The sequence below is a fragment of the Plantibacter sp. M259 genome, from assembly GCF_006065115.1.
GTDB lineage: Bacteria > Actinomycetota > Actinomycetes > Actinomycetales > Microbacteriaceae > Plantibacter > Plantibacter auratus.
On sequence record NZ_CP040750.1, the window covers coordinates 3,427,673 to 3,447,521 of the forward strand.

General features: G+C 68.6%; 19 protein-coding genes. 11 read left to right on the forward strand and 8 right to left on the reverse strand.

Annotation, left to right across the window (positions count from 1 at the left end):
• The first annotated feature begins 233 nt into the window (after nt 1–233).
• From FGL15_RS16065 to FGL15_RS16075, 3 genes are all read left to right on the forward strand, one after another.
• On the forward strand, nt 234–1,958 hold the full coding sequence (locus FGL15_RS16065) for an ABC transporter family substrate-binding protein (protein WP_168223421.1): 1,725 nt from the start codon (nt 234–236) through the stop codon (nt 1,956–1,958).
• A gap of 161 nt (nt 1,959–2,119) precedes the next feature.
• Complete coding sequence (typA, locus tag FGL15_RS16070) at nt 2,120–4,027, forward strand: translational GTPase TypA (protein WP_138946713.1); 1,908 nt, start codon at nt 2,120–2,122, stop codon at nt 4,025–4,027.
• 70 nt (nt 4,028–4,097) lie between these two features.
• Entirely contained in the window at nt 4,098–4,529 is a 432-nt protein-coding gene (locus FGL15_RS16075) for a hypothetical protein (RefSeq protein WP_138946714.1), read from the forward strand.
• A gap of 75 nt (nt 4,530–4,604) precedes the next feature.
• Here FGL15_RS16075 and efeB read toward each other — a convergent pair whose 3' ends face one another.
• The 3 genes from efeB to efeU form a co-directional block, all read right to left on the reverse strand.
• On the reverse strand, nt 4,605–5,969 hold the full coding sequence (gene efeB, locus FGL15_RS16080; RefSeq protein WP_138946715.1) for an iron uptake transporter deferrochelatase/peroxidase subunit: 1,365 nt from the start codon (nt 5,967–5,969) through the stop codon (nt 4,605–4,607).
• Nucleotides 5,970–6,082: 113 nt separating this feature from the next.
• On the reverse strand, nt 6,083–7,294 hold the full coding sequence (efeO, locus tag FGL15_RS16085; protein ID WP_138946716.1) for an iron uptake system protein EfeO: 1,212 nt from the start codon (nt 7,292–7,294) through the stop codon (nt 6,083–6,085).
• 54 nt (nt 7,295–7,348) lie between these two features.
• A complete protein-coding gene (efeU, locus tag FGL15_RS16090; RefSeq protein ID WP_138946717.1) occupies nt 7,349–8,197 on the reverse strand; it encodes an iron uptake transporter permease EfeU in 849 nt (282 codons plus the stop codon).
• 203 nt (nt 8,198–8,400) lie between these two features.
• Here efeU and FGL15_RS16095 point away from each other — a divergent pair, with 203 nt between their 5' ends.
• The 4 genes from FGL15_RS16095 to FGL15_RS16110 all read left to right on the forward strand — a co-directional run bounded on the left by FGL15_RS16095 (nt 8,401) and on the right by FGL15_RS16110 (nt 11,862).
• Nucleotides 8,401–8,934 (forward strand): hypothetical protein, encoded by a 534-nt coding sequence (locus tag FGL15_RS16095; protein WP_138946718.1) that lies wholly within the window; start codon nt 8,401–8,403, stop codon nt 8,932–8,934.
• A gap of 39 nt (nt 8,935–8,973) precedes the next feature.
• The gene (gene fdxA / locus FGL15_RS16100) at nt 8,974–9,297 is read left to right on the forward strand and encodes a ferredoxin (protein ID WP_138946719.1); all 324 of its coding nucleotides are present in this window, start codon (nt 8,974–8,976) and stop codon (nt 9,295–9,297) included.
• 4 nt (nt 9,298–9,301) lie between these two features.
• Nucleotides 9,302–10,423, forward strand: coding sequence for a succinyldiaminopimelate transaminase (gene dapC, locus FGL15_RS16105; RefSeq protein ID WP_138946720.1), 1,122 nt, complete (start codon nt 9,302–9,304; stop codon nt 10,421–10,423).
• 179 nt (nt 10,424–10,602) lie between these two features.
• Nucleotides 10,603–11,862, forward strand: a complete 1,260-nt coding sequence (locus FGL15_RS16110; RefSeq protein WP_064296340.1) for a citrate synthase — start codon at nt 10,603–10,605, stop codon at nt 11,860–11,862.
• A gap of 88 nt (nt 11,863–11,950) precedes the next feature.
• Here the strand turns inward: FGL15_RS16110 and dapD are convergent, their stop codons facing one another.
• Nucleotides 11,951–12,928, reverse strand: coding sequence for a 2,3,4,5-tetrahydropyridine-2,6-dicarboxylate N-succinyltransferase (dapD, locus tag FGL15_RS16115; protein WP_138946721.1), 978 nt, complete (start codon nt 12,926–12,928; stop codon nt 11,951–11,953).
• 51 nt (nt 12,929–12,979) lie between these two features.
• On the opposite strand from dapD, the gene dapE reads away from it, so the two are divergent.
• From dapE to FGL15_RS16130, 3 genes are all read left to right on the forward strand, one after another.
• The gene (dapE, locus tag FGL15_RS16120; protein ID WP_138946722.1) at nt 12,980–14,077 is read left to right on the forward strand and encodes a succinyl-diaminopimelate desuccinylase; all 1,098 of its coding nucleotides are present in this window, start codon (nt 12,980–12,982) and stop codon (nt 14,075–14,077) included.
• Nucleotides 14,067–15,290: a hypothetical protein gene (locus FGL15_RS16125; RefSeq protein ID WP_240773573.1), complete on the forward strand. Its 1,224-nt coding sequence runs from the start codon at nt 14,067–14,069 to the stop codon at nt 15,288–15,290. The genes dapE and FGL15_RS16125 overlap by 11 nt, the downstream gene beginning before the upstream one ends.
• Before the next feature lie 103 nt (nt 15,291–15,393).
• Nucleotides 15,394–15,567, forward strand: coding sequence for a DUF3117 domain-containing protein (locus FGL15_RS16130; protein WP_079002123.1), 174 nt, complete (start codon nt 15,394–15,396; stop codon nt 15,565–15,567).
• Between the two features lie 92 nt (nt 15,568–15,659).
• On the opposite strand, the gene FGL15_RS16135 is transcribed toward FGL15_RS16130, so the two are convergent.
• Nucleotides 15,660–16,292: an O-methyltransferase gene (locus FGL15_RS16135; RefSeq protein WP_064296167.1), complete on the reverse strand. Its 633-nt coding sequence runs from the start codon at nt 16,290–16,292 to the stop codon at nt 15,660–15,662.
• Nucleotides 16,293–16,363: 71 nt separating this feature from the next.
• Here FGL15_RS16135 and FGL15_RS16140 point away from each other — a divergent pair, with 71 nt between their 5' ends.
• Complete coding sequence (locus FGL15_RS16140; RefSeq protein WP_079705542.1) at nt 16,364–16,804, forward strand: Sec-independent protein translocase TatB; 441 nt, start codon at nt 16,364–16,366, stop codon at nt 16,802–16,804.
• 35 nt (nt 16,805–16,839) lie between these two features.
• On the opposite strand, the gene FGL15_RS16145 is transcribed toward FGL15_RS16140, so the two are convergent.
• From FGL15_RS16145 to FGL15_RS16155, 3 genes are read right to left on the reverse strand one after another with little or no spacing between them, the layout of a single operon-like run.
• Nucleotides 16,840–18,015 carry an Mrp/NBP35 family ATP-binding protein gene (locus FGL15_RS16145; RefSeq protein WP_138946723.1) on the reverse strand — a complete coding sequence of 392 codons (1,176 nt, stop codon included), beginning with the start codon at nt 18,013–18,015 and terminating at the stop codon, nt 16,840–16,842.
• Nucleotides 18,008–18,550, reverse strand: a complete 543-nt coding sequence (locus tag FGL15_RS16150; RefSeq protein ID WP_071261025.1) for a DUF1003 domain-containing protein — start codon at nt 18,548–18,550, stop codon at nt 18,008–18,010. Before FGL15_RS16150 ends, FGL15_RS16145 begins: the two co-directional genes overlap by 8 nt.
• A complete protein-coding gene (locus tag FGL15_RS16155) occupies nt 18,528–19,841 on the reverse strand; it encodes a magnesium transporter MgtE N-terminal domain-containing protein (protein WP_079705545.1) in 1,314 nt (437 codons plus the stop codon). The genes FGL15_RS16150 and FGL15_RS16155 overlap by 23 nt, the downstream gene beginning before the upstream one ends.
• Nucleotides 19,842–19,849: the final 8 nt, after the last annotated feature.

The following is a 19,849-nucleotide window of genomic DNA, read 5'->3' on the forward strand; positions in this document are numbered from 1 at the left end:
GGGGTGGAGACACTGTAACCCCGAATCATCGGGAATCAGAAAACGACGCGTGTACTCAGGAAACGAAACGTATGTTTCCGGCTCGTACCGTCGAGAAATCGAAACGGTAACAATTCGTGCCCACTTGTGGGGATCCCCGGAGCGGGTGCAAGATGGTCCACATTGGCCTGCGCGCCTTCCGCTCCGCATCGGTGCGGCGTTGCGCAGTTACACGTCACGAAAGGTGGATCTCGATGAGTTCCAGAACACAGGGATCGAAGCGGCGCGGCGGGATGATCCTCGCCGGCGTCTCGATCGTCGCCCTCGCATTGACGGCTTGCACCGGAGGCGGTTCAGGCGGTGGCGGCTCGACGTCGAAGCCCGCCGAGCTGTCCGGCACCGGCTGGGAGCGCGCCGACGCCGACCAGATCGCCCAGGGCGGCACACTGAACCTCGCGGTCGACACGATCCCGGCCAACTGGAACCTCAACAACCTCGACGCCGGCACGGTCGACGACCAGTTCCTCACGAACCTGTACACCCCGTCGTTCGTCAAGATCAAGGAAGACGGCTCCTGGGAGGCGAACCCCGACTACGCGACCTCGGTCGAGCTGAAGAGCGAGGACCCGCAGGTCGTCGAGATCAAGATCAACCCCGACGCCGTGTGGTCCGACGGCACCGCGATCAGCGTCGACGACGTCGCTGCGACGTGGCAGTCCCTGAACGGCGCGAACGAGGCGTACGCACCCACGTCCACGAACGTGTGGAAGGACATCGAGTCCGTCACCGCCGGCGACAGCCCGCAGGACGTCCTCATCACGTTCAAGAACAAGAACGCCGACTGGCCGTCCATCCTCGGCAACATCTGGCCGAAGTGGCTCGGCGCGACGCCGGAGTCGTTCAACACTCTCTGGGCGACCGGACCGTACGCGGCAGACGGCACGACCTACGTGTCGGGTGGCCCGTACATCGTCAGCAAGATCGACCAGACCGGTGCCGTCGTCACCTTCGCGCCCAACCCGAAGTGGTGGGGCGACAAGCCGAAGCTCGACAACATCATCTTCAAGCAGATCTCCCGCGCCGGGCTCGCCCAGGCGTTCTCCAACAGTGAGATCGACGTCTTCAGCGTGGGTTCCAACGCCGACAACTACCAGACGGCTCAGAAGCGCAGCGACGCCGAGATCCAGCGTTCGCGTGGCACCACGTACAACCACATCACGCTGAACGGCACGTCCGAGGTCCTCAGCGACCCCGAGGTCCGCCAGGCGTTCGCCAAGTCGATCAACCGTCAGACCATCGCCGAGGCCCGCCTCGCCGCGATCGACGCACCGACCGACCTGCTGAACAACCTCATCTTCCTCCCGGGCCAGGACGGCTACGAGGACGACGCCTCCAAGGTGCTCGGCTACGACATCGACGCGGCCAAGAAGCAGCTCGAGGACGCCGGTTGGAAGGAAGGCAGCGACGGCATCCGCGAGAAGGACGGCAAGAAGCTGACCGTCCGCTACGTCATCGACTCCGACAACCCGGTCTCCGCCGAGACGTCGCAGCAGGTGCAGGCCATGGTGAAGGAGTCGGGCTTCGACCTCCAGATCGACACCGTCCCCTCGGACGACTTCTTCACGAAGTACGTCACCACCGAGACCCGCGACTTCGACGCCGTGAGCTTCGCCTGGCAGGGTACCGCCTTCCCGATCTCCAGCACCGAGTCGATCTTCTACCCGGCCGACTCCGGGCAGAACTTCCCCGGTGTCACCGACGACTCGCTCGGTGAGCTGTGGTCGAGCGCCAACGCGGAGCTCGACCCCGACAAGCGCCTCGAGATCGCGAAGGAGATCGACAAGAAGATCGTCGCCCTCGCGACCACGCTGCCGCTGTTCCCGGTGCCGTACACCTACGGCGTCAAGACCGGCCTCGTGAACTACGGGCCGACCCAGTTCGAGACCATCGACTGGAAGAACGTGGGCTGGAAGAAGTAAGCGACACGACGGGTTCCTCCTGAACCCTGAGGACGACGGGCATCGGCGGGAAACCGCCGGTGCCCGTCGCCGTTCAGCCCCCGGCCAGGACTCCTGCGGTATGATGGTCCGTCGGCACCATCGTGCCCGAATCCCATCCACTTGAAGGAAGCCACCCTTTTATGGCGCTCGCCACTCGTTCCGATCTGCGCAATGTCGCGATCGTGGCCCACGTTGACCACGGCAAGACGACCCTCGTCGACGCCATGCTGCGACAGACCAACTCTTTCGCCGAACACGCCCACCTCGAAGAACGCGCCATGGACTCGAATGAGCTCGAGCGCGAAAAGGGCATCACCATCCTCGCCAAGAACACGGCGATCTCGTACAAGGGCGAACACGCCACCGACGGCCCGATCACGATCAACGTCATCGACACCCCGGGTCACGCCGACTTCGGTGGAGAGGTCGAGCGCGGCCTGTCCATGGTCGACGGCGTCGTCCTCCTCGTCGACGCGTCCGAGGGCCCCCTCCCGCAGACCCGCTTCGTGCTCCGCAAGGCGCTCGAGGCCAAGCTGCCGGTCATCCTCCTGGTCAACAAGACCGACCGCCCCGACGCACGCATCGACGAGGTCGTCGTCGAGAGCCAGGACCTCCTCATCGGTCTCGCCAGCGACATGGTCGACGACGTCCCCGACCTCGACCTCGACGCCGTCCTCGACGTCCCGGTCGTCTACGCCTCCGGTAAGGCCGGCCGCGCGTCGTCCAACAAGCCCGCCAACGGCGAACTCCCCGACAGCGAAGACCTCGAGCCGCTCTTCGAGGCCATCCTCGAGCACATCCCGGCTCCGCAGTACGACGACGAGCACCCGCTCCAGGCGCACGTCACGAACCTCGACGCCTCGCCGTTCCTCGGTCGCCTCGCGCTCCTGCGCATCTTCAACGGCACGCTGAAGAAGGGCCAGACGGTCGCCTGGGTCCGCCACGACGGCGACGTCCACAACGTCCGCGTCACCGAGCTCATGATCACGAAGGCCCTCGACCGCTACCCGGCCGAGAGCGCCGGCCCCGGCGACATCGTCGCCGTCGCCGGTTTCGCCGACATCATGATCGGCGACACCCTGGCCGACCCCGAGGACGTCCGCGCGCTGCCGGCCATCACGGTCGACGACCCGGCCATCTCGATGACGATCGGTACCAACACCTCGCCGCTCATGGGCAAGGTCAAGGGCCACAAGCTCACCGCGCGCATGGTCAAGGACCGCCTCGACCGCGAGCTCATCGGTAACGTCTCGCTCAAGGTCCTCGACATCGGTCGACCCGACGCGTGGGAGGTCCAGGGCCGTGGAGAGCTCGCGCTCGCCATCCTCGTCGAGCAGATGCGTCGCGAAGGCTACGAGCTCACCGTCGGCAAGCCGCAGGTGGTCACGAAGCGTATCGACGGCAAGGTCCACGAGCCGTACGAGCACCTCACCATCGACGCTCCCGAGGAGCACCTCGGCGCGATCACGCAGCTCCTCGCCGCTCGCAAGGGCCGCATGGAGAACATGGCGAACCACGGCACCGGCTGGGTCCGCATGGAGTTCATCGTCCCGTCGCGCGGCCTCATCGGCTTCCGGTCCGAGTTCCTCACCGCCACGCGCGGTACGGGTATCGCCAACGCGTTGGCACACGGGTACGGCGAGTGGGCCGGCGCGATCACGACGCGCAACAACGGCTCGATCGTCGCCGACCGCTCCGGTGTCGTCACCCCCTTCGCGATCATCGCGCTGCAGGAACGCATGTCGTTCTTTGTGCAGCCGACCGAAGAGGTCTACGAGGGCATGGTCATCGGCGAGAACTCGCGCAACGACGACATGGACGTAAACATCACCAAGGAGAAGAAGCTGACCAACATGCGTCAGTCTTCGGCCGACAACTTCGAGTCGATGACGCCGCCGCGCGTCCTCACGCTCGAGGAGAGCCTCGAGTTCGCCCGCGAGGACGAGTGCGTCGAGGTCACGCCCGAGCACGTGCGCATCCGCAAGGTCGAGCTCGACGCTCAGGCCCGCCAGCGCAGCTACTCGCGTCTCAAGAAGCAGTCCGAGTAGGCAGTAACCGCTCCAACCCGATGCCCGGTCCTCTCAGGAAGACCGGGCATCCGGTCGTTAAGCTGATCGCATGCGCCGACCCGCCTCCCTCGCCCTGCTGGCCGCCCTCGTCCTCGCTCCGACGCTCGCCGGGTGCAGCGTCATCGAGTCCACCGTCAAGGACACCGTCGAGCAGGGCATCCGCGACGCCACCGGTGGCGACTTCGACGTGAACCTCGACGAGGGGCTGCCGGACGGATACCCCGTCGACGCGGTCCCGGTGGTCGACGGCACGGTCAACGGCGGACGTGGAACGGTCGACGGCAAGGACACCTTCGTCGTCACGGTGCAGGCGACCGACGCCGCCACCGCAGCCAAGGATGCGCTCGTCGCGGCGGGCTTCACGGTCGACGGGGAGATCGCGAACGGCGACGGTTCGATCGTGACGCTGTCGACGACGGCCTACGACGTGAAGCTCGTCGCCTCGGCGGACAGCATCCTCTACACGGTGACGGTCAAGTAGCACTTCGACAGGCTCAGTGACCGCGGCTGCTCCCTGAGCGCCCTTCCGGTCCCTGAGCTTGTCGAAGGGCCGTTCCTACGCGAAGAGCGTCTCGCCGACCCAGCCGTCCTTGCCCGCGCCCGGCGGCACTGCGAAGATCGCCGACCCCACGTGCTTGATGTACTCGTTGAGCGCATCGGTGGCCAGCGCGCGCTGCACGTCGATGAACTGCTTCGGCGATCGCTGGTACGACATGAAGAACAACCCGGCGTTCAACCGCCCGAGGTCGTCGTTCCCGTCGACGAAGTTGTATCCGCGTCGCAGGAGCTTCGTGCCCTTGAGCTGGGTCGGGTGCGCCAGGCGCACGTGTGAGTGCTTGTCGATGAGGGGCTGATCCGTCGCGCCGACCGCGTCGAAGTCGGGCTCAGTGAACTCCTTACCGCCCGACAGCGGTGCGCCCTCGCCCTTGCTCCGACCGATGACGCGCTCCTGCTCCTGGAGCTGCGCGCGGTCCCAGGTCTCGATGATCATGCGGATCTTGCGGACCACGAGGTAGGAACCACCGCTCAGCCAGGCGGCGCTGTCTCCGTCCTGGACCCACACCTGCTCCTCGACCGTCTTGGTCTCCTCGGACTTGACGTTCGCGGTGCCGTCTTTGAAGCCGAACAGGTTGCGCGGGGTGACCTGGCTGGTGGAGGTCGAGGAGGTACGACCGAAGCCGAGCTGCGACCAGCGGATGGAGGCGCGTCCGAACGCGATGCGGCTCAGGTTGCGGATCGCGTGCACGGCGACCTGCGGGTCGTCGGCGCACGCCTGGATGCAGAGGTCGCCGCCGGTGAGGCCCGCCTGGAGGTTGTCGCCCGTGAAGCGGGGGAGCTTCTCCAACTCGGCCGGGCGCCGGTCGGCGATGCCGAACCGGTCCGTGCCGTCCTCGGCGGTGAAGAGCGTGGGTCCGAACCCGAAGGTGATCGTGAGCCCGCTGGCGGGCAGTCCGAGCGCTTCTCCGGTGTCGACCGGGGGAGCGAGCGGGGAGCCGTCGACGGCACCGCCGTCGGCGACCTCCTTCCCCTGCGTCATGCGTGCCGCGGCGACACTCCAGTCCTGGAGCAACTCGATGAGCTCCTCCCGGGTGGTCCCAGCCGACACGTCGTACGCGGCGAAGTGCAGGCGGTCCTGCGCCGGCGTCGTGATCCCGCTCTGGTGGGCCCCGTTGAACGGGTAGACCGTCGTGACGCCCGCGGCACTCGCCGAGGCGCTGACGGCGGCGGTGATGGCCGCGGTCGCCCCGGCTCCGGCCGCCAGCCCTGCGGCGCCTGCTCCGGCCAGGCCGAACAGCGCCCGGCGCGACAGCCCGCGCCGCGGCGCATCGCTCGCTGGTGCGGACGTGGCGCCGGGTTCAGGCGCGGTGGGCGTCGACCCTGCCTCGGGTGCAGGCGTGGTGGGGGGAGTGTGCTCGGTCATCGGACCTCATGCTATTCAGGGATGGCTGGAAGGCCGCAGGGCCGGAACCCCCAGAATGCTCTGAGCGGTTCCGGCCCGGCGCGCCGCGGAGGCGGCGGTGGATCCGTTCGGTGCTACTCGGCGACGCCGAGCACCGTGTGGGTGAGCTGCGACAGCGGCTCGGAGAGGGCGTTCACCTGGTCGGAGAGCTCCTTGCGCTGCTCCTCGGTGACGGTGTCGTAGCTCACGAAGCCGTTGTCGAGGCTGCCGTACTTCGCGAGCAGGTCCTGCAGCGCCGTGAACTCGGTCTCGATCTGGCCGACGAGCTTCGTGCCCGCGTCGCCCTTGCTCGCGGCGATGTCCTTGACGTTGCCGAACGCGACCTCGGCTCCCTGTACGTTGGCCGCGAAGTCGTAGAGGTCGGTGTGGGACCACCAGTCCTCCTCTCCGGAGATCTTGCCGACGGCGACCTCGTCGAGGAGACCGATGGCACCGTTCGAGATGTCGCCGAGGCTCACGGTGAAGTCCTTCTCGGAGACGAGGTCGAACAGCTGCTGCACGTCGTCGACGAGTCCGGTGGCGAGCTGCTGACGCTGTTCCGGCGTCGACGGCGTCCAGTCCGTCAGCGCGCTCGTGCCGTCCGAGTTCAGCGCGTCGGCTGCCGGCGGCCAGAGGTCCTTTTCGATCCGGTGGAAGCCGGTCCAGTCGAGTCCTTCAGCCACGGCGTCGACCTCGCGGTAGTCGATCTTCGGGTCGAGGTCGCCGAACGCCTCGGCCGTCGGCTCGATGCGTTCGTACGAGACGCGCGTCGTCGCGAACAGCTGACGGGCGGTCTCGTCGTCGCCGGCGGCGTACGCGTCGGTGAAGGCCTTCACCTGCGGCACGAGTTCGGCCACCTGCGACTTGATGTAGGCGACGTAGTTCGTCACGGCCTGGTCGGTGAGCGCCTGCTCGTCCTTCGAGACGGCCGCGTTCTCGCCGGTGACGGTGAACTCGGCGAGGCCGACGGGTGCGCCGACGAGCTGGAACTTGCAGGCCGTGTAGTACGTGCCGGGGTTCAGCTGTGCGACGTAGGACACCGTCTGGCCCGGCGTCACGTTCTCCTTCTCGCCGACGATGCGCAGCTTGTCCGAGGCGAGGATCTCGAACTCGTTGACGTCGGTGCCGTTGTTCGTGATCGAGAAGGTCACGGCACCGGCCGTCGCCTTCGCCACGGACACCGAGCACGAGTCGTCGGTGATGGCGACGGTGAGTGCGTCGCTTCCCGTCTTGTTCGGGACGCATCCCGTGAGGGCGAGGGCGAGGACGCCCGCGCCGGCGAGGCCGGCGATGATGCGGTGCTGCATGGAGACTCCTGTCGGAAGGTGCTGGTGCTTGGTTCGTGGTGGGTCGGGGACCGGTCAGGCGTTCGTCGTGACCGGTTTCGTGACCGAGGTCGGGCGCCGACGGCCGAGACCCGAGACCCGGATGAAGCAGACGAGCGTGACGACCAGGTACAGCAGCCACGCACCGAACTGCGCCCAGGTCGGGGCAGGGGTGAAGTTGAAGAGTCCACCGAGGACGGTGCCGTACCAGCTCGTCGGAGGGACGATCGCGCTCAGGTTGAACGCGGCCTGCCCCCAGCCGGGGATGACGCCCGCCTCCTGGAGGTCGCCGACGCCGTAGGCGAGGACGCCGGCAGCCACGACGACGAGGAAGAGCCCCGTCCACGTGAAGAAGGTCCCGAGGTTGATCCGGACGAATCCGCGGTAGATGAGATACGCGATGACGACGGAGGTGAGGATGCCGAGGAGCGCGCCGATCGAGCCGACGACGGCGTTCTCGCCGGAGTTGACGCTCGCCCAGATGAAGAGGGCGGTCTCGATGCCCTCGCGGCCGACGCTGATGAACCCGAGGACGACGATGCCGATCGCCGATCCGGCGACGGCGGCGTCGAGTCGGGACTCGAGGTCGTGCTTGAGCTCTCGGGCGTTGCGCCCCATCCAGAAGATCATCCAGGTGACGAGCCCGACGGCCAGGATGGACAGCCCGCCGCCGAGGATCTCCTGCGCCTGGAAGCTGAGCCCGTACGGTCCCCAGGTGAGGATGGCACCGACGCCGAGGGAGACGACGATCGCGACGGCGACGCCGAGCCACAACCGGGGGAGGACGTCCCGGCGGCCGAGCTTGTTCAGGTAGGCGACGAGGATGCCGACGATGAGGCCGGCTTCGAGGCCTTCGCGGAGGCCGATGAGGTAGTTCGCGAGCACGTGACCGGACTTTCGGGCGTCGAGCAGGCGGTCGCCCGGGGGAGGCCGTCGTCTGCGGGGTGGGGATGCATCCGAGGGCGCGCCGGGCGGGGACCGTGGTCCGGGCGGGGCGCTGCGACTTCGGAACGCGGTTGGGTAAGGCTAACCTTATCCGACGTCGACCATAGCGCCTGATGCTGAGGCTGTCCAGATACAATCGGCGGATGACCGATCCGGCCCCCGACCCCAGCCTCCCAGACGGCCGCACGGTCGGCGACGACCGCTGGTTCCCGCCGACACCGCCGCAGCAGGACGCTCCGCACGAGCCGTCCACGGCGTCGCGGGTGATCGGGATCGTCCTCGCGTTCCTCGTCGGTCTGGCGTACGGCGCCATCGGGACGGTCGCGCACGCCTGGGCGCCCTCCGTCCTCGGTGTCGCCCTCCCGGTCGGACTGGTGCTCGGGATCCTCGGCGTGGCCATGCTCCTGGTCGGACTCCGCATCGTCCTGGGAGACCGGCTCGCAGCGTCGGCAGCGGCGCTCGGGGTCATCCTCATGATCGGGATCCTGCTGCTCGAGAGCACCGGCGGCTCCGTCCTCATCCCGCAGAGCGTCTCGGGCCTCGTCTGGACCATCGCCCCCGGTCTCATCGCCGTCCTCGTCGTCGCGTGGCCGAAGCTCCCGGAGCGCGCCCGCACGCGCGACGACCGTCCCGCGGGACCGGCGCCCGAACCGTTCCCCGTCTCGCCGCAGGCGTAGACTGGACAACTCAGTGCTCGTGAAGGGAGCCACCCGCCCGTGACCTACGTGATCGCCCTGCCGTGCGTCGATGTGAAGGACCGCGCCTGCATCGACGAATGCCCCGTCGACTGCATCTACGAGGGTGAACGGTCGCTCTACATCCACCCCGACGAATGCGTCGATTGCGGTGCGTGCGAGCCGGTCTGCCCGGTGGAGGCCATCTACTACGAGGACGACCTTCCCGAGGAGTGGGCGGACTACTACAAGGCCAACGTCGAGTTCTTCGACGAGATCGGTTCCCCGGGTGGGGCCGCGAAGGTCGGCGTGATCCCCTCGGACCACCCGCTCATCGCCGCGCTGCCGCCACAAGCCCAAGAGTAGTCGCGTGGCACTGCAGCCGCTGCCCGACTACCCCTGGGACCTCATGGTCCCGTATGCGGAGCAGGCCCGTCGCCACCCCGACGGCATCGTCGACCTCTCGATCGGTTCGCCGGTCGATCCGACTCCCGGCCTCATCCGCGACGCGCTCCGGGCGGCCACGGACGCACACGCGTACCCGACCACGGTGGGGACGCCCGAACTCCGGCAGGCGATCGTCGACTGGTTCGCGCGCCGTCGTGGTGTGGAGGAGCTCACCCTCGACGCCGTCCTCCCGACGATCGGCTCGAAGGAACTCGTCGCGCTGCTCGCCTTCCTCCTCGGCCTCGGCGCCGGCGACACCGTGGTCCACCCGGTGGCCGCCTACCCGACCTACGCGGTCGGCGCGGCGATCGCCGGAGCCGAAGCGTTCGCCTCCGACGATCCGTCCGAATGGCCGGAGAACACCCGGCTGGTCTGGCTGAACTCCCCAGGCAACCCCGACGGCCGTGTCCTGTCGGTCGACGAGCTGCGCGCAGCCCGAGCCAGAGCCCGCGAACTCGGCGCCGTCCTCGTGGGCGATGAATGCTACGCGGAACTCGGCTGGGAGGGGGAGTGGTCCGACACACCGACCCCGTCCGTGCTCGATCCACGCGTGACCGACGGCGACACCGAGGGTGTCCTCGCGATCTACTCCCTGAGCAAGCAGTCCAACCTGGCCGGCTACCGTGCCGCGTTCCTCGCGGGCGACGAGCGCCTGGTGCGTCGGCTGGTCACCGTCCGGAAGCACGCGGGTCTCATGCTGCCGGCCCCGCTGCAGGCCGCCATGGTCGCGGCGCTCGGCGACGACGCCCATGTGGCGGAGCAGAAGGCCCGGTACCGCGCCCGACGTGAGGTGCTGCTCCCGGCCGTCCGCGAGGCAGGGTTCCGGGTCGACCGCAGCGAGGCGGGACTGTACCTGTGGATCACCGAGGGCCAGGACGCCTGGGTGAGTATCGACCGCCTGGCGTCGATCGGTGTCCTGGCAGGTCCAGGGGTGTTCTACGGCGAGGCCGGACCGCAACACGTGCGGCTCTCCCTGACCGCCACCGACGAGCGCATCGCTGCGGCCGCGGCCCGACTTCGGGGACTCCGCCCGATTTCGGGGTGAACTCCAAGGAAGTCGCCGGATCACTGTGGGAAACAGCAGTAGGGTCCGAAGCCGATTAGGCTGTATGTGACACGCCGTCGTATCGGAGGGCGATGTCGAGTCCCTATCGCACAAAGATATGAGGAGGCGCCGTGGGCGACGTCGAGAAACAGGCTTCCACCGAGACGCATCAGGTCACCCTGAACTACCCCGGCGGAACGGCCGAATTCCCGATCCACCAGTCAGCCCAGGGCGCGTCGAGTATCGACATCTCCTCGCTCACGCGGCAGACCGGCCTGACCACGCTCGACTACGGGTTCGTCAACACTGCGGCGACCAAGTCGGCGATCACGTACATCGACGGCGACCAGGGCATCCTGCGCTACCGCGGCTACCCGATCGAGCAGCTCGCCAAGCAGTCGACCTTCCTCGAGGTCGCCTGGCTGCTCATCCACGGTGAACTCCCGACGGCCGACGAACTCGGCGGATTCGACGAGAAGATCCGGCGCCACACGCTCCTCCACGAGGACCTCAAGCGGTTCTTCTCGGCGCTCCCGCACACGGCGCACCCGATGGCCGTCCTGTCGAGCGCCCTGCAGGCCATGTCGACCTATTACGAGTCGGACGCCAATCCGCACGATCCCGACCACGTCGAGCTCACGACGGTCCGCATGCTCGCGAAGCTCCCGGTGATCGCCGCCTACGCGCACAAGAAGTCGGTCGGGCAGGCGTTCCTCTACCCCGACAACTCGCTGAGCTTCGTCGACAACTTCCTCAAGCTGAACTTCGGCAACCTCGCCGAGCCGTACGAGATCGATCCCGTCCTGTCGAAGGCGCTCGACCTCCTGCTCATCCTGCACGAGGACCACGAGCAGAACGCCTCGACCTCCACGGTCCGCCTCGTCGGCTCCACCGGCGCGAACCTCTACGCCTCCGTGTCCGCCGGTATCAACGCCCTGTCGGGTCCGCTGCACGGTGGCGCGAACGAGGCGGTCCTGCAGATGCTCGGCCGGATCCAGGAGTCCGGCGAGGGCGTGCAGCGCTTCGTCGACCGCGTGAAGAACAAGGAAGACGGCGTGAAGCTCATGGGCTTCGGGCACCGCGTCTACAAGAACTACGACCCGCGCGCCAAGCTCGTCAAGGAGAGCGCCGGCGAGGTGCTCCGTGCGCTCGGCATCAACGACCCACTGCTCGACCTGGCTCAGGAGCTCGAGCAGATCGCCCTCGAGGACGACTACTTCAAGGAGCGCAAGCTCTACCCGAACGTCGACTTCTACACCGGGGTCATCTACAAGGCGATGGGCTTCCCGACGCGGATGTTCACGGTGCTCTTCGCCATCGGACGCCTGCCCGGGTGGATCGCCCACTGGCGTGAGATGAACCTCGACCCGCAGACCAAGATCGGGCGCCCGCAGCAGCTGTACACGGGTTCGCCCGAGCGTCCCTTCCCGACGCGCTAGTCCCCTCCGCTTTGGTCCCTGAGCCTGTCGAAGGGCGGCCCCGCATCCACCTCGGATGCGGGGCCGTTCTGTGTACCGGGAGGCCGGGTCAGGCGTGCAGTGCCGCGTTCAGCTCGACGCCCGAGCCCGAGCGGGGGAGCACCTCGACGGCACCCGTGAGCGAGTTCCGACGGAACAGGAGGTTCGGGACACCCGACAGCTCGACCGCCTTGACCGTACGCGGCGCGCCTTCGGCCGTGGACGCAGCACCCGCGAGGACGACCTTGGTGCCCGCGGTCACGTAGAGACCCGCCTCGACGACCGAGTCGTCGCCGATCGAGATGCCGATGCCGGAGTTGGCGCCGAGGAGGGCACGCTGACCGATCGCCACCCGCTGCGTCCCGCCGCCGGAGAGCGTCCCCATGATCGACGCACCACCCCCGATGTCGCTGCCGTCGCCGACGACGACGCCCTGCGAGATGCGTCCTTCGACCATCGACGCGCCGAGGGTCCCGGCGTTGAAGTTGACGAAGCCCTCGTGCATGACGGTGGTGCCCGGTGCCAGGTGGGCGCCGAGCCGGACGCGCGAAGCGTCGGCGATCCGGACCTTGTCGGGCGTCACGTAGTCGAGGAGTCTCGGGAACTTGTCGATGCCGGTCGCGTGGATGCCGGCGCGGAGGAGCGACGGTCGGAGGCGGTCGAAGTCCGCGGGGTGGACGGGGCCGGCGTTGGTCCAGACGACGATGGGGAGGTGCGCGAAGACGCCGTCGAGCGAGATCGTGTTCGGCTGGACGAGCAGGTGGCTGAGCAGGTGCAGCCGCAGGTAGGCGTCCGGGGTGCTCTGCGGAGCGGCCTGCAGCTCGATCTCGACCGTGACGATGTCGATGCGGACGGCCCTGCGCTCGTCGTCGGTCGCGAGCGCCTCGAGGTCTGCGGGGGCGATCCAGCGGTCGCGGCCCTCGGGGATCCGCCCGAGCGAGGGCTCGGGGAACCAGGTGTCGAGCACGGTGCCGTCGGCGGCGATGGTCGCGAGGCCGGAGCCCCAGGCGTGAGTCGGAACAGGGGTCTCGGCAGGCGCAGCGGTCATGGCTCCAGGGTACCGGCCAACACTCAGGACGACGGCCAATACACTGGTGCCATGCCAGCCGAAGTCCCCGTACTCGACCTGTCCGTCTCCTCCGTGGAACTCACCCAGCAGCTGTGCGACATCGCCTCCGTCTCGGGGGATGAGGCCCGCATCGCCGACGCGATCGAGGCGTCGCTCGAGGGTCTCGAGCACCTGACGATCGTGCGCGACGGCGACACGGTCGTCGCTTCCACCTCGCTCGGCCGTGCGCAGCGGGTCATCATCGCCGGCCACATCGACACCGTCCCGATCAACGGCAACGTCCCGACCCGGTTCGAGGAGCGCGACGGCGAGGCGGTGCTCTGGGGTCGGGGGACGGTCGACATGAAGGGCGGCGTCGCGGTCCAGCTGAAGCTCGCGGCTGAGCTCACCGACCCCATCGTCGACATCACCTGGATGTGGTACGACAACGAGGAGGTCGCATCCGACCTCAACGGCCTCGGGCGTCTCGCGCGGAACCGTCCCGACCTCTTCGTCGGTGACTTCGCGATCCTCGGCGAGCCGAGCAGCGCCGGCGTCGAGGGTGGCTGCAACGGAACGCTGCGCGTCCACGTGAGCGCCCACGGCAAGCGCTCGCACGCGGCCAGGAGCTGGGTCGGCGTCAACGCGATCCACGCGATCTCCCCGGTCCTCGCGACACTCGCCTCGTACACGCCACGGGAGGTCGAGGTCGACGGGCTCGTCTACCGGGAGGGCGTCAACGCGGTCGGGATCACCGGCGGCGTCGCCGGGAACGTGATCCCCGACCTCGTCACCGTCGAGGTGAACTACCGCTTCGCTCCGAGCCGGACGGGTGCCGAGGCGCTCGCCCACCTCGAGGAGCTCTTCTCCGGCTTCGAGGTCGTGCAGACGGACGTCGCGGAGGGCGCTCGTCCCGGGCTCGACGCGCCGATCGCCCAGGATTTCCTGGCCGCGGTCGGCGGCACACCGGCCCCGAAGTACGGCTGGACGGACGTCGCACGCTTCTCCGCACTCGGCGTCCCCGCCGTCAACTACGGACCGGGTGACCCGCTCCTCGCCCATGCCGACGACGAGCGCGTCCCGCTCGCGCACATCGAGGACTGTGAGCGCGGGCTCCGCGCCTGGCTGACCGGGCCCGATGGTCGCTGACGCGGCCCACTCGACCGAGGTCGAGGAGCGGCCGTCGATGCTCCGGCGCTGGGCCCGCCTGCCCTGGTGGGGGCGGATCACCATCGTGTACGTGGTGTCCCGCCTGGTGACGACCGTGATGTTCGCGGTCGCGAGTCTGCTGCAGGCGCCGGACTCCCGGTTCGGCGCGTTCCCCTCGCTCGGCACGCTCGCCGCCGGCTGGGACGGACAGTGGTATTGGTGGATCGCGACGTACGGCTACCCGACCCAGCTGCCGCTCGACGACGCCGGCCGGGTCGCGGAGAACGCGTGGGCGTTCATGCCGGTCTATCCGGGGGTCGTGAAGGCGCTCTCGGTCGTCACCTTCCTGCCGTGGCCGGTCATGGCCGTGATCGTCTCGCTGTGCTGCGGCTTGGGGGCTGCCCTGCTGTTCCACCGGCTCCTGCGCATCCGCCTCGGCGATGAGCGAGCGATGTTCGCCGTCGTACTGTTCTGCATCGCCCCGCTCAGCGCCCTGTTCCAGGTCGCCTACGCGGAATCGATGTTCCTACTGCTGCTGACGCTCGCACTGCTCCTGCTCGTGACGCGCCGGTACGGCTGGCTCCTCGCGGTCATCCCGGTCATGGCGTTCACCCGCCCCGGAGTCCTGGCCTTCTCGCTCCTGCTGGGCCTCCATCTCATCGTGCGGATCGTCACGCGACACCGCGACCCGCTCGCGCGCCGGGAGGTCGTCCTCATTCTCGCGGGCGGGGCCCTCGCTGCCCTCGCCGGATTCGCGTGGATGGTCATCGCCGGTCTCGTCACCGGGACGCCGGAGGCGTACCTCGAGACGGAGCTGGCGTGGCGGGCCGCCTTCATCGGGGAGCAGCCCCTCGTCCCGTTCTCGGCCTGGATCCAGGGCGGCCAGTTCTGGTTCGGGGATGGTCCGGGCATCGCCGTCGTCGCCGCGATCTTCGTCGGCTCCGTCGTGCTCCTGTTCCTCCCGCCGGTGCGCCGGCTCGGTGCCGACCTCCGGTTGTGGGTGGGGTCCTACCTGCTCTACCTCTTCGCGGTGTTCTTCCCGCAGACGAGTGTCTTCCGGCTGCTCGTACCGGTCTTCCCGCTCCTCGGTGCCGTCGCCGTCCCACGGAACCGTTGGTATCGCGGTGGCGTCGTCATCGTCTCGCTGGCGTTGCAATGGTGTTGGATCTTCGTCATGTACGGCCTCGCGAACGCGTATTGGACCATTCCCTGAGCGCGAATCCGGCGTCATCCTGCGCCTCGCCGCGCTCAGGATTATCACGAGCCCCCGTGATACGAGATAATGGGGGTCAGTCGAATAACGAGAGGGGACTCGCATGGCCGCAATGAAGCCACGCACCGGAGACGGGCCAATGGAGGCCGTGAAGGAGGGTCGGCTCATCATCGTGCGAGTGCCTCTTGAAGGGGGAGGGCGTCTCGTCGTGTCGGTCAACGACGCAGAGGCTCAAGAACTGCATGATGCACTCGCGGGTGTGGTGAGCGCGGGCTGATCCCCGTCACCGACACCGCATGAGCCGAGAACCGGCCGTCATCACTGCTCTCAGAGTCAGGATGGCGGCCGGTTCGTCGTCGTGCGGAGGGCTCAGAGGTTCGGTTTGGTGATCTGCAGGAGGCCGTCGCCGGCGGGGGACAGGGCACTGACGACCGCGTCGGACGCGGAGATCTCCTGGACGAGCGAGCGGAAGAGTCCTGTGGTCTCGTCCCGCTGAGCCGGATCGGCCACGCGGCCTCGCCAGAGCGCATGCGGGACGAGTACGGTGCCGCCGGGACGCACCAGACGGAGTCCGTGCTCGACGTACTCGATGACCGATCCCGGGTCGCCGTCGACGAGGACGAGGTCGTAGGAGTTCTCGTTCATCCGCGGCAGGACGTCGAGCGCGCTGCCGGTGATGAGGCGGATGCGGTTGGTCGTGATGCCGGCCTCCGTGAACGCCGCGCGTGCCTGCTGCTGGTGCACGATCTCGGTGTCGATGGACGTCAGCACCGCGCTCGTGGCACCGCGGAGCAGCCAGAGCCCGGAGACGCCGGTGCCGGTCCCCACCTCGACGATGGACTCCGCGCGGGTGGCCGCGGCCACCACCGCGATCTGCGCGCCGATCGCCGGGGAGATCGGTTCGACACCCAGTTCGTGCGCGTGAGCGCGCGCCGTGAGCATCGCCGCGCTCTCGACGACCACGTCGCCCGCGTACTTCCAATTGAGATTGTGTTCTGACACCTTGCCTCCGGATCCCAGCGTATGGCCTGCAACTGCTCCGACAGCTGAGGCTCGCGCGGTAGTCTGATGTCGTGTTCGGTCTGACCTTCGACAAACTCCTCATCATCGGGGTCATCGCCGTGTTCCTGCTGGGTCCCGAACGGCTGCCGTACTACGCCTCCCAACTGGCGCGACTCGTCCGCACCCTCCGCGACCTCGCCTCCGGCGCCAAGGATCGGATGCGCGAGGAGATGGGGCCGGAGTTCGACGAGGTCGACTGGAAGAAGCTCGACCCGCGTCAGTACGATCCGAGACGGATCATCCGCGAGGCGCTCCTCGACGACGAGCCTCCGGTGACACCGACGGTCGCGACGACCGCTCCGCTCGACGCGGCTCCCGCGGCCGCGGCCGCCGCTGCAGCCGTTCCGTCGCTCGAGAAGCCGAAGTCGATCCAGGCAGCGACCGACGAGCGCCTGCGCCGACTCGCCGCCGGAGAGACCGCCGCGCCCCCGTTCGACCTCGAAGCCACCTGAGTCCGCTTCGGTCGCACACGTCCGACCCGGACGGGTCAGTTCGTGCTGACGCCGAGACGACGACCGGCGAGGCCACGCGGTCTCGCAGCGAGCTGACCGGCCAGGCGGAGGATCTCGGCGGCCGCGGGATCCGTCGGATCCGAGAGGACGATCGGCAGCCCGGCGTCTCCGCCCTCCCGAAGCGGAACGCTGAGCGGGACCGAGGCGAGGAGCGGTACCGGGGCGTCCTGGCCGATCGACAGCCGCTCTGCGAGCGCCTCGCCACCCCCTGAGCCGAACAGCTGCAGGACGCTGCCGTCGGGTTGGGGGAGACCCGCCATGTTCTCGATGACGCCGTGGACGCGCTGCCCGGTCTGGCGTGCCACCACGCCGCTGCGCTCGGCCACCTCGGCGGCGGCCGGCTGCGGTGTCGTGACGACGAGCACCTCGGCGTGGGGGAGCAGCTGGCCGATGGAGATGGCGACATCCCCGGTGCCGGGCGGCAGGTCGAGGAGCAGGACGTCGAGGTCGCCGAAGAACACGTCGGTCAGGAACTGTTGGATGGTGCGGTGGAGCATCGGTCCGCGCCAGGCGACGGCGACGGCGGTGGTGCCGTCCGTCGGTGCGTCGATGAACATGCCGATCGAGACGACCTTCACACCGTGGGCGACGGGCGGCAGGATCATGTCGCCGACCTGCGTCGGTTTGACGGCCAGGCCGTTCTCGACCAGTCCGAGGAGCCCCGGGATGGAGAACCCGTGGACGTCCGCGTCGACCAGGCCGACCCGCAGGCCGCCGGCGGCGAGTGCGACGGCCAGGTTCGCGGTCACCGTCGACTTCCCGACACCGCCCTTGCCGCTCGTGACGGCGTACACGCGGGTCAGTGAGTCCGGGCCGAACGGGATGCCGCGGGCGCTGCGGCCGCCACGCAGGCGCTCCGTGAGTGCCTGACGCTCCGCCGTCGTCATCACCTGGACGTCGACCGCGACGCTCGTCACCCCGGGGGTCGCCGCGGTGGCCTCACGCACGTCGCGCTCGATGCTCGTCGCTGCCGGGCAGCCGACGATCGTGAGCTTGATCGTGACATCGGCGGCACCGGTGTCGTCCACCGTGATCGGGCCGACCATGTCGAGTTCGGTGATCGGTTTGCGGATCTCGGGGTCGATGACGCGGGCGAGCGCGGTCCTGATCCGCTCGGCGAGGCCGATGTCAGCCGCGCCGGCGTCAGCCACGCCGACGCTCAGGCCCGTCGTGTTCGGGCTGGTCGGTGCGATCCCGATCGAGTTCCTCGAGGAGGGAGCGCAGTTCGGCGCGGATGAAGTCCTTCGACGCCATGTCCTTGAGGGCCAGTCGCAGCGCGACGACCTCACGGGCGAGGTACTCGGTGTCGGCGAGGTTGCGTTCGGACCGCTGCCGGTCCTGCTCGATCTGCACGCGGTCGCGGTCGTCCTGGCGGTTCTGGGCGAGCAGGATGAGCGGCGCCGCGTACGAGGCCTGGAGCGACAGCACGAGGGTCAGGGCGACGAAGCCGATGTCGACGGAGTCGAACCGGAGGGCGAGTGGACCGTAGGTGTTCCACGCGATCCACAGGATGACGAAGAGGGTGAGGCCGAGGAGGAACCATGGCGTGCCCATCGCCCGGGCGATCCACTCGGTGAACCGGCCGAAGCGGTCGCGCGAGGCCGGGGCGCGGCGGATGGAACGGACGGAACTCCGAAGCCCCTTCGGAGCGTCGAGCCGGACCTCATTGCGGGGAGCTCGTGCCACGACCTGCCCTCCTTCCGTTCGATCCGAGCCGCTGTTCCGACGCCGGGAGTTCATCGTTCTCGTCGATGCTGCGCCAGTCGTCCGGAAGCAGGTAGTCGAGGACGTCGTCGATCGTCACGACGCCGAGGAGCCGGTGCTGTTCGTCGACGACGGGCACCTGGACGAGGTTGTAACTCGCGAGGATCCGCGAGACCTCGGCGGCGGAGGTCCGCACGCCCACCGGATCGAGGCTCTGATCGAGCAGGGTCCCGAGGCGCTCGTGCGGTGGGTACCGGAGCATGCGCTGGAAGTGCACCATCCCGAGGAAGCGTCCCGTCGGCGACTCGTACGGCGGCAGGGTGATGCAGACGCCGGCTGCCAGCGCCGGCGCCAGCTCGGAGCGTCGGATCGACGCGAGGGCCTCCGCGACGGTGGCGTCGGCGGAGAGGATGATCGGCTCGGTCGTCATGAGGCCACCAGCGGTCTCCGGGTCGAACCGGAGCAGCATGCGGACGTCCTCCGCCTCCTCCGGCTCCATGAGCTCGAGGAGGTGCTCACCGCGGTCCTCGGGGAGCTGGGCGATGAGGTCGGCCGCGTCGTCCGGCTGCATCTGATCGAGGACGTCGGCTGCGCGGTCGTCGTCGAGCTGGGCGAGGATCTGCACCTGGTCCGTCTCGGGCATCTCCTCGAGCACGTCCGCGAGGCGGTCGTCCGACAGCTCCTCCGCGACCTCGATCATCCGGTCGCGCGGGAGGTCGAGGAGCGTGTTCGCGAGGTCGGCCGGTTTCAGGTCGGCGTAGGTCGCGATGAGCTGCTCGGCGGACTGGGCCTCGCCGAGCTCCTGCTCCTCGCGCAGCTCGTTCCAGGTGGCGAAGGTCGTCGGGCCCTTCACGAAGGGGGAGGCGGTGGTCTTCGGGCGGCGGACGAACAGCTGCGACACCTGCCACTCGCCGGGCCCCTGCTCCTCGATGGCGACGTCCTCGATCGTCGCCTCCTCGCCGGTGGCGCGGAAGACGACGCGTCGGCCGAAGAGTTCGGCGATCACGCGCACCTCGCCACCGCGCTGCTCGAACCGGCGGACGTTGATGAGTCCCGTGGTGATGATCTGCCCGGCGCCGATGCTCGTCACGCGGCCGATCGACACGAACACACGGCGTTTCCCGGGGATCTCGACGATGAGGCCGACGACCCGCGGGGGTTTGCCGGTGCGGTAGACGACGAGCACGTCCCTGACCTTGCCGACACGATCGCCCGCGGGGTCGAAGACGGTGCACCCGGCGAGCCTGGCGACGAACACTCTGGTTGCACTCACGACTACTA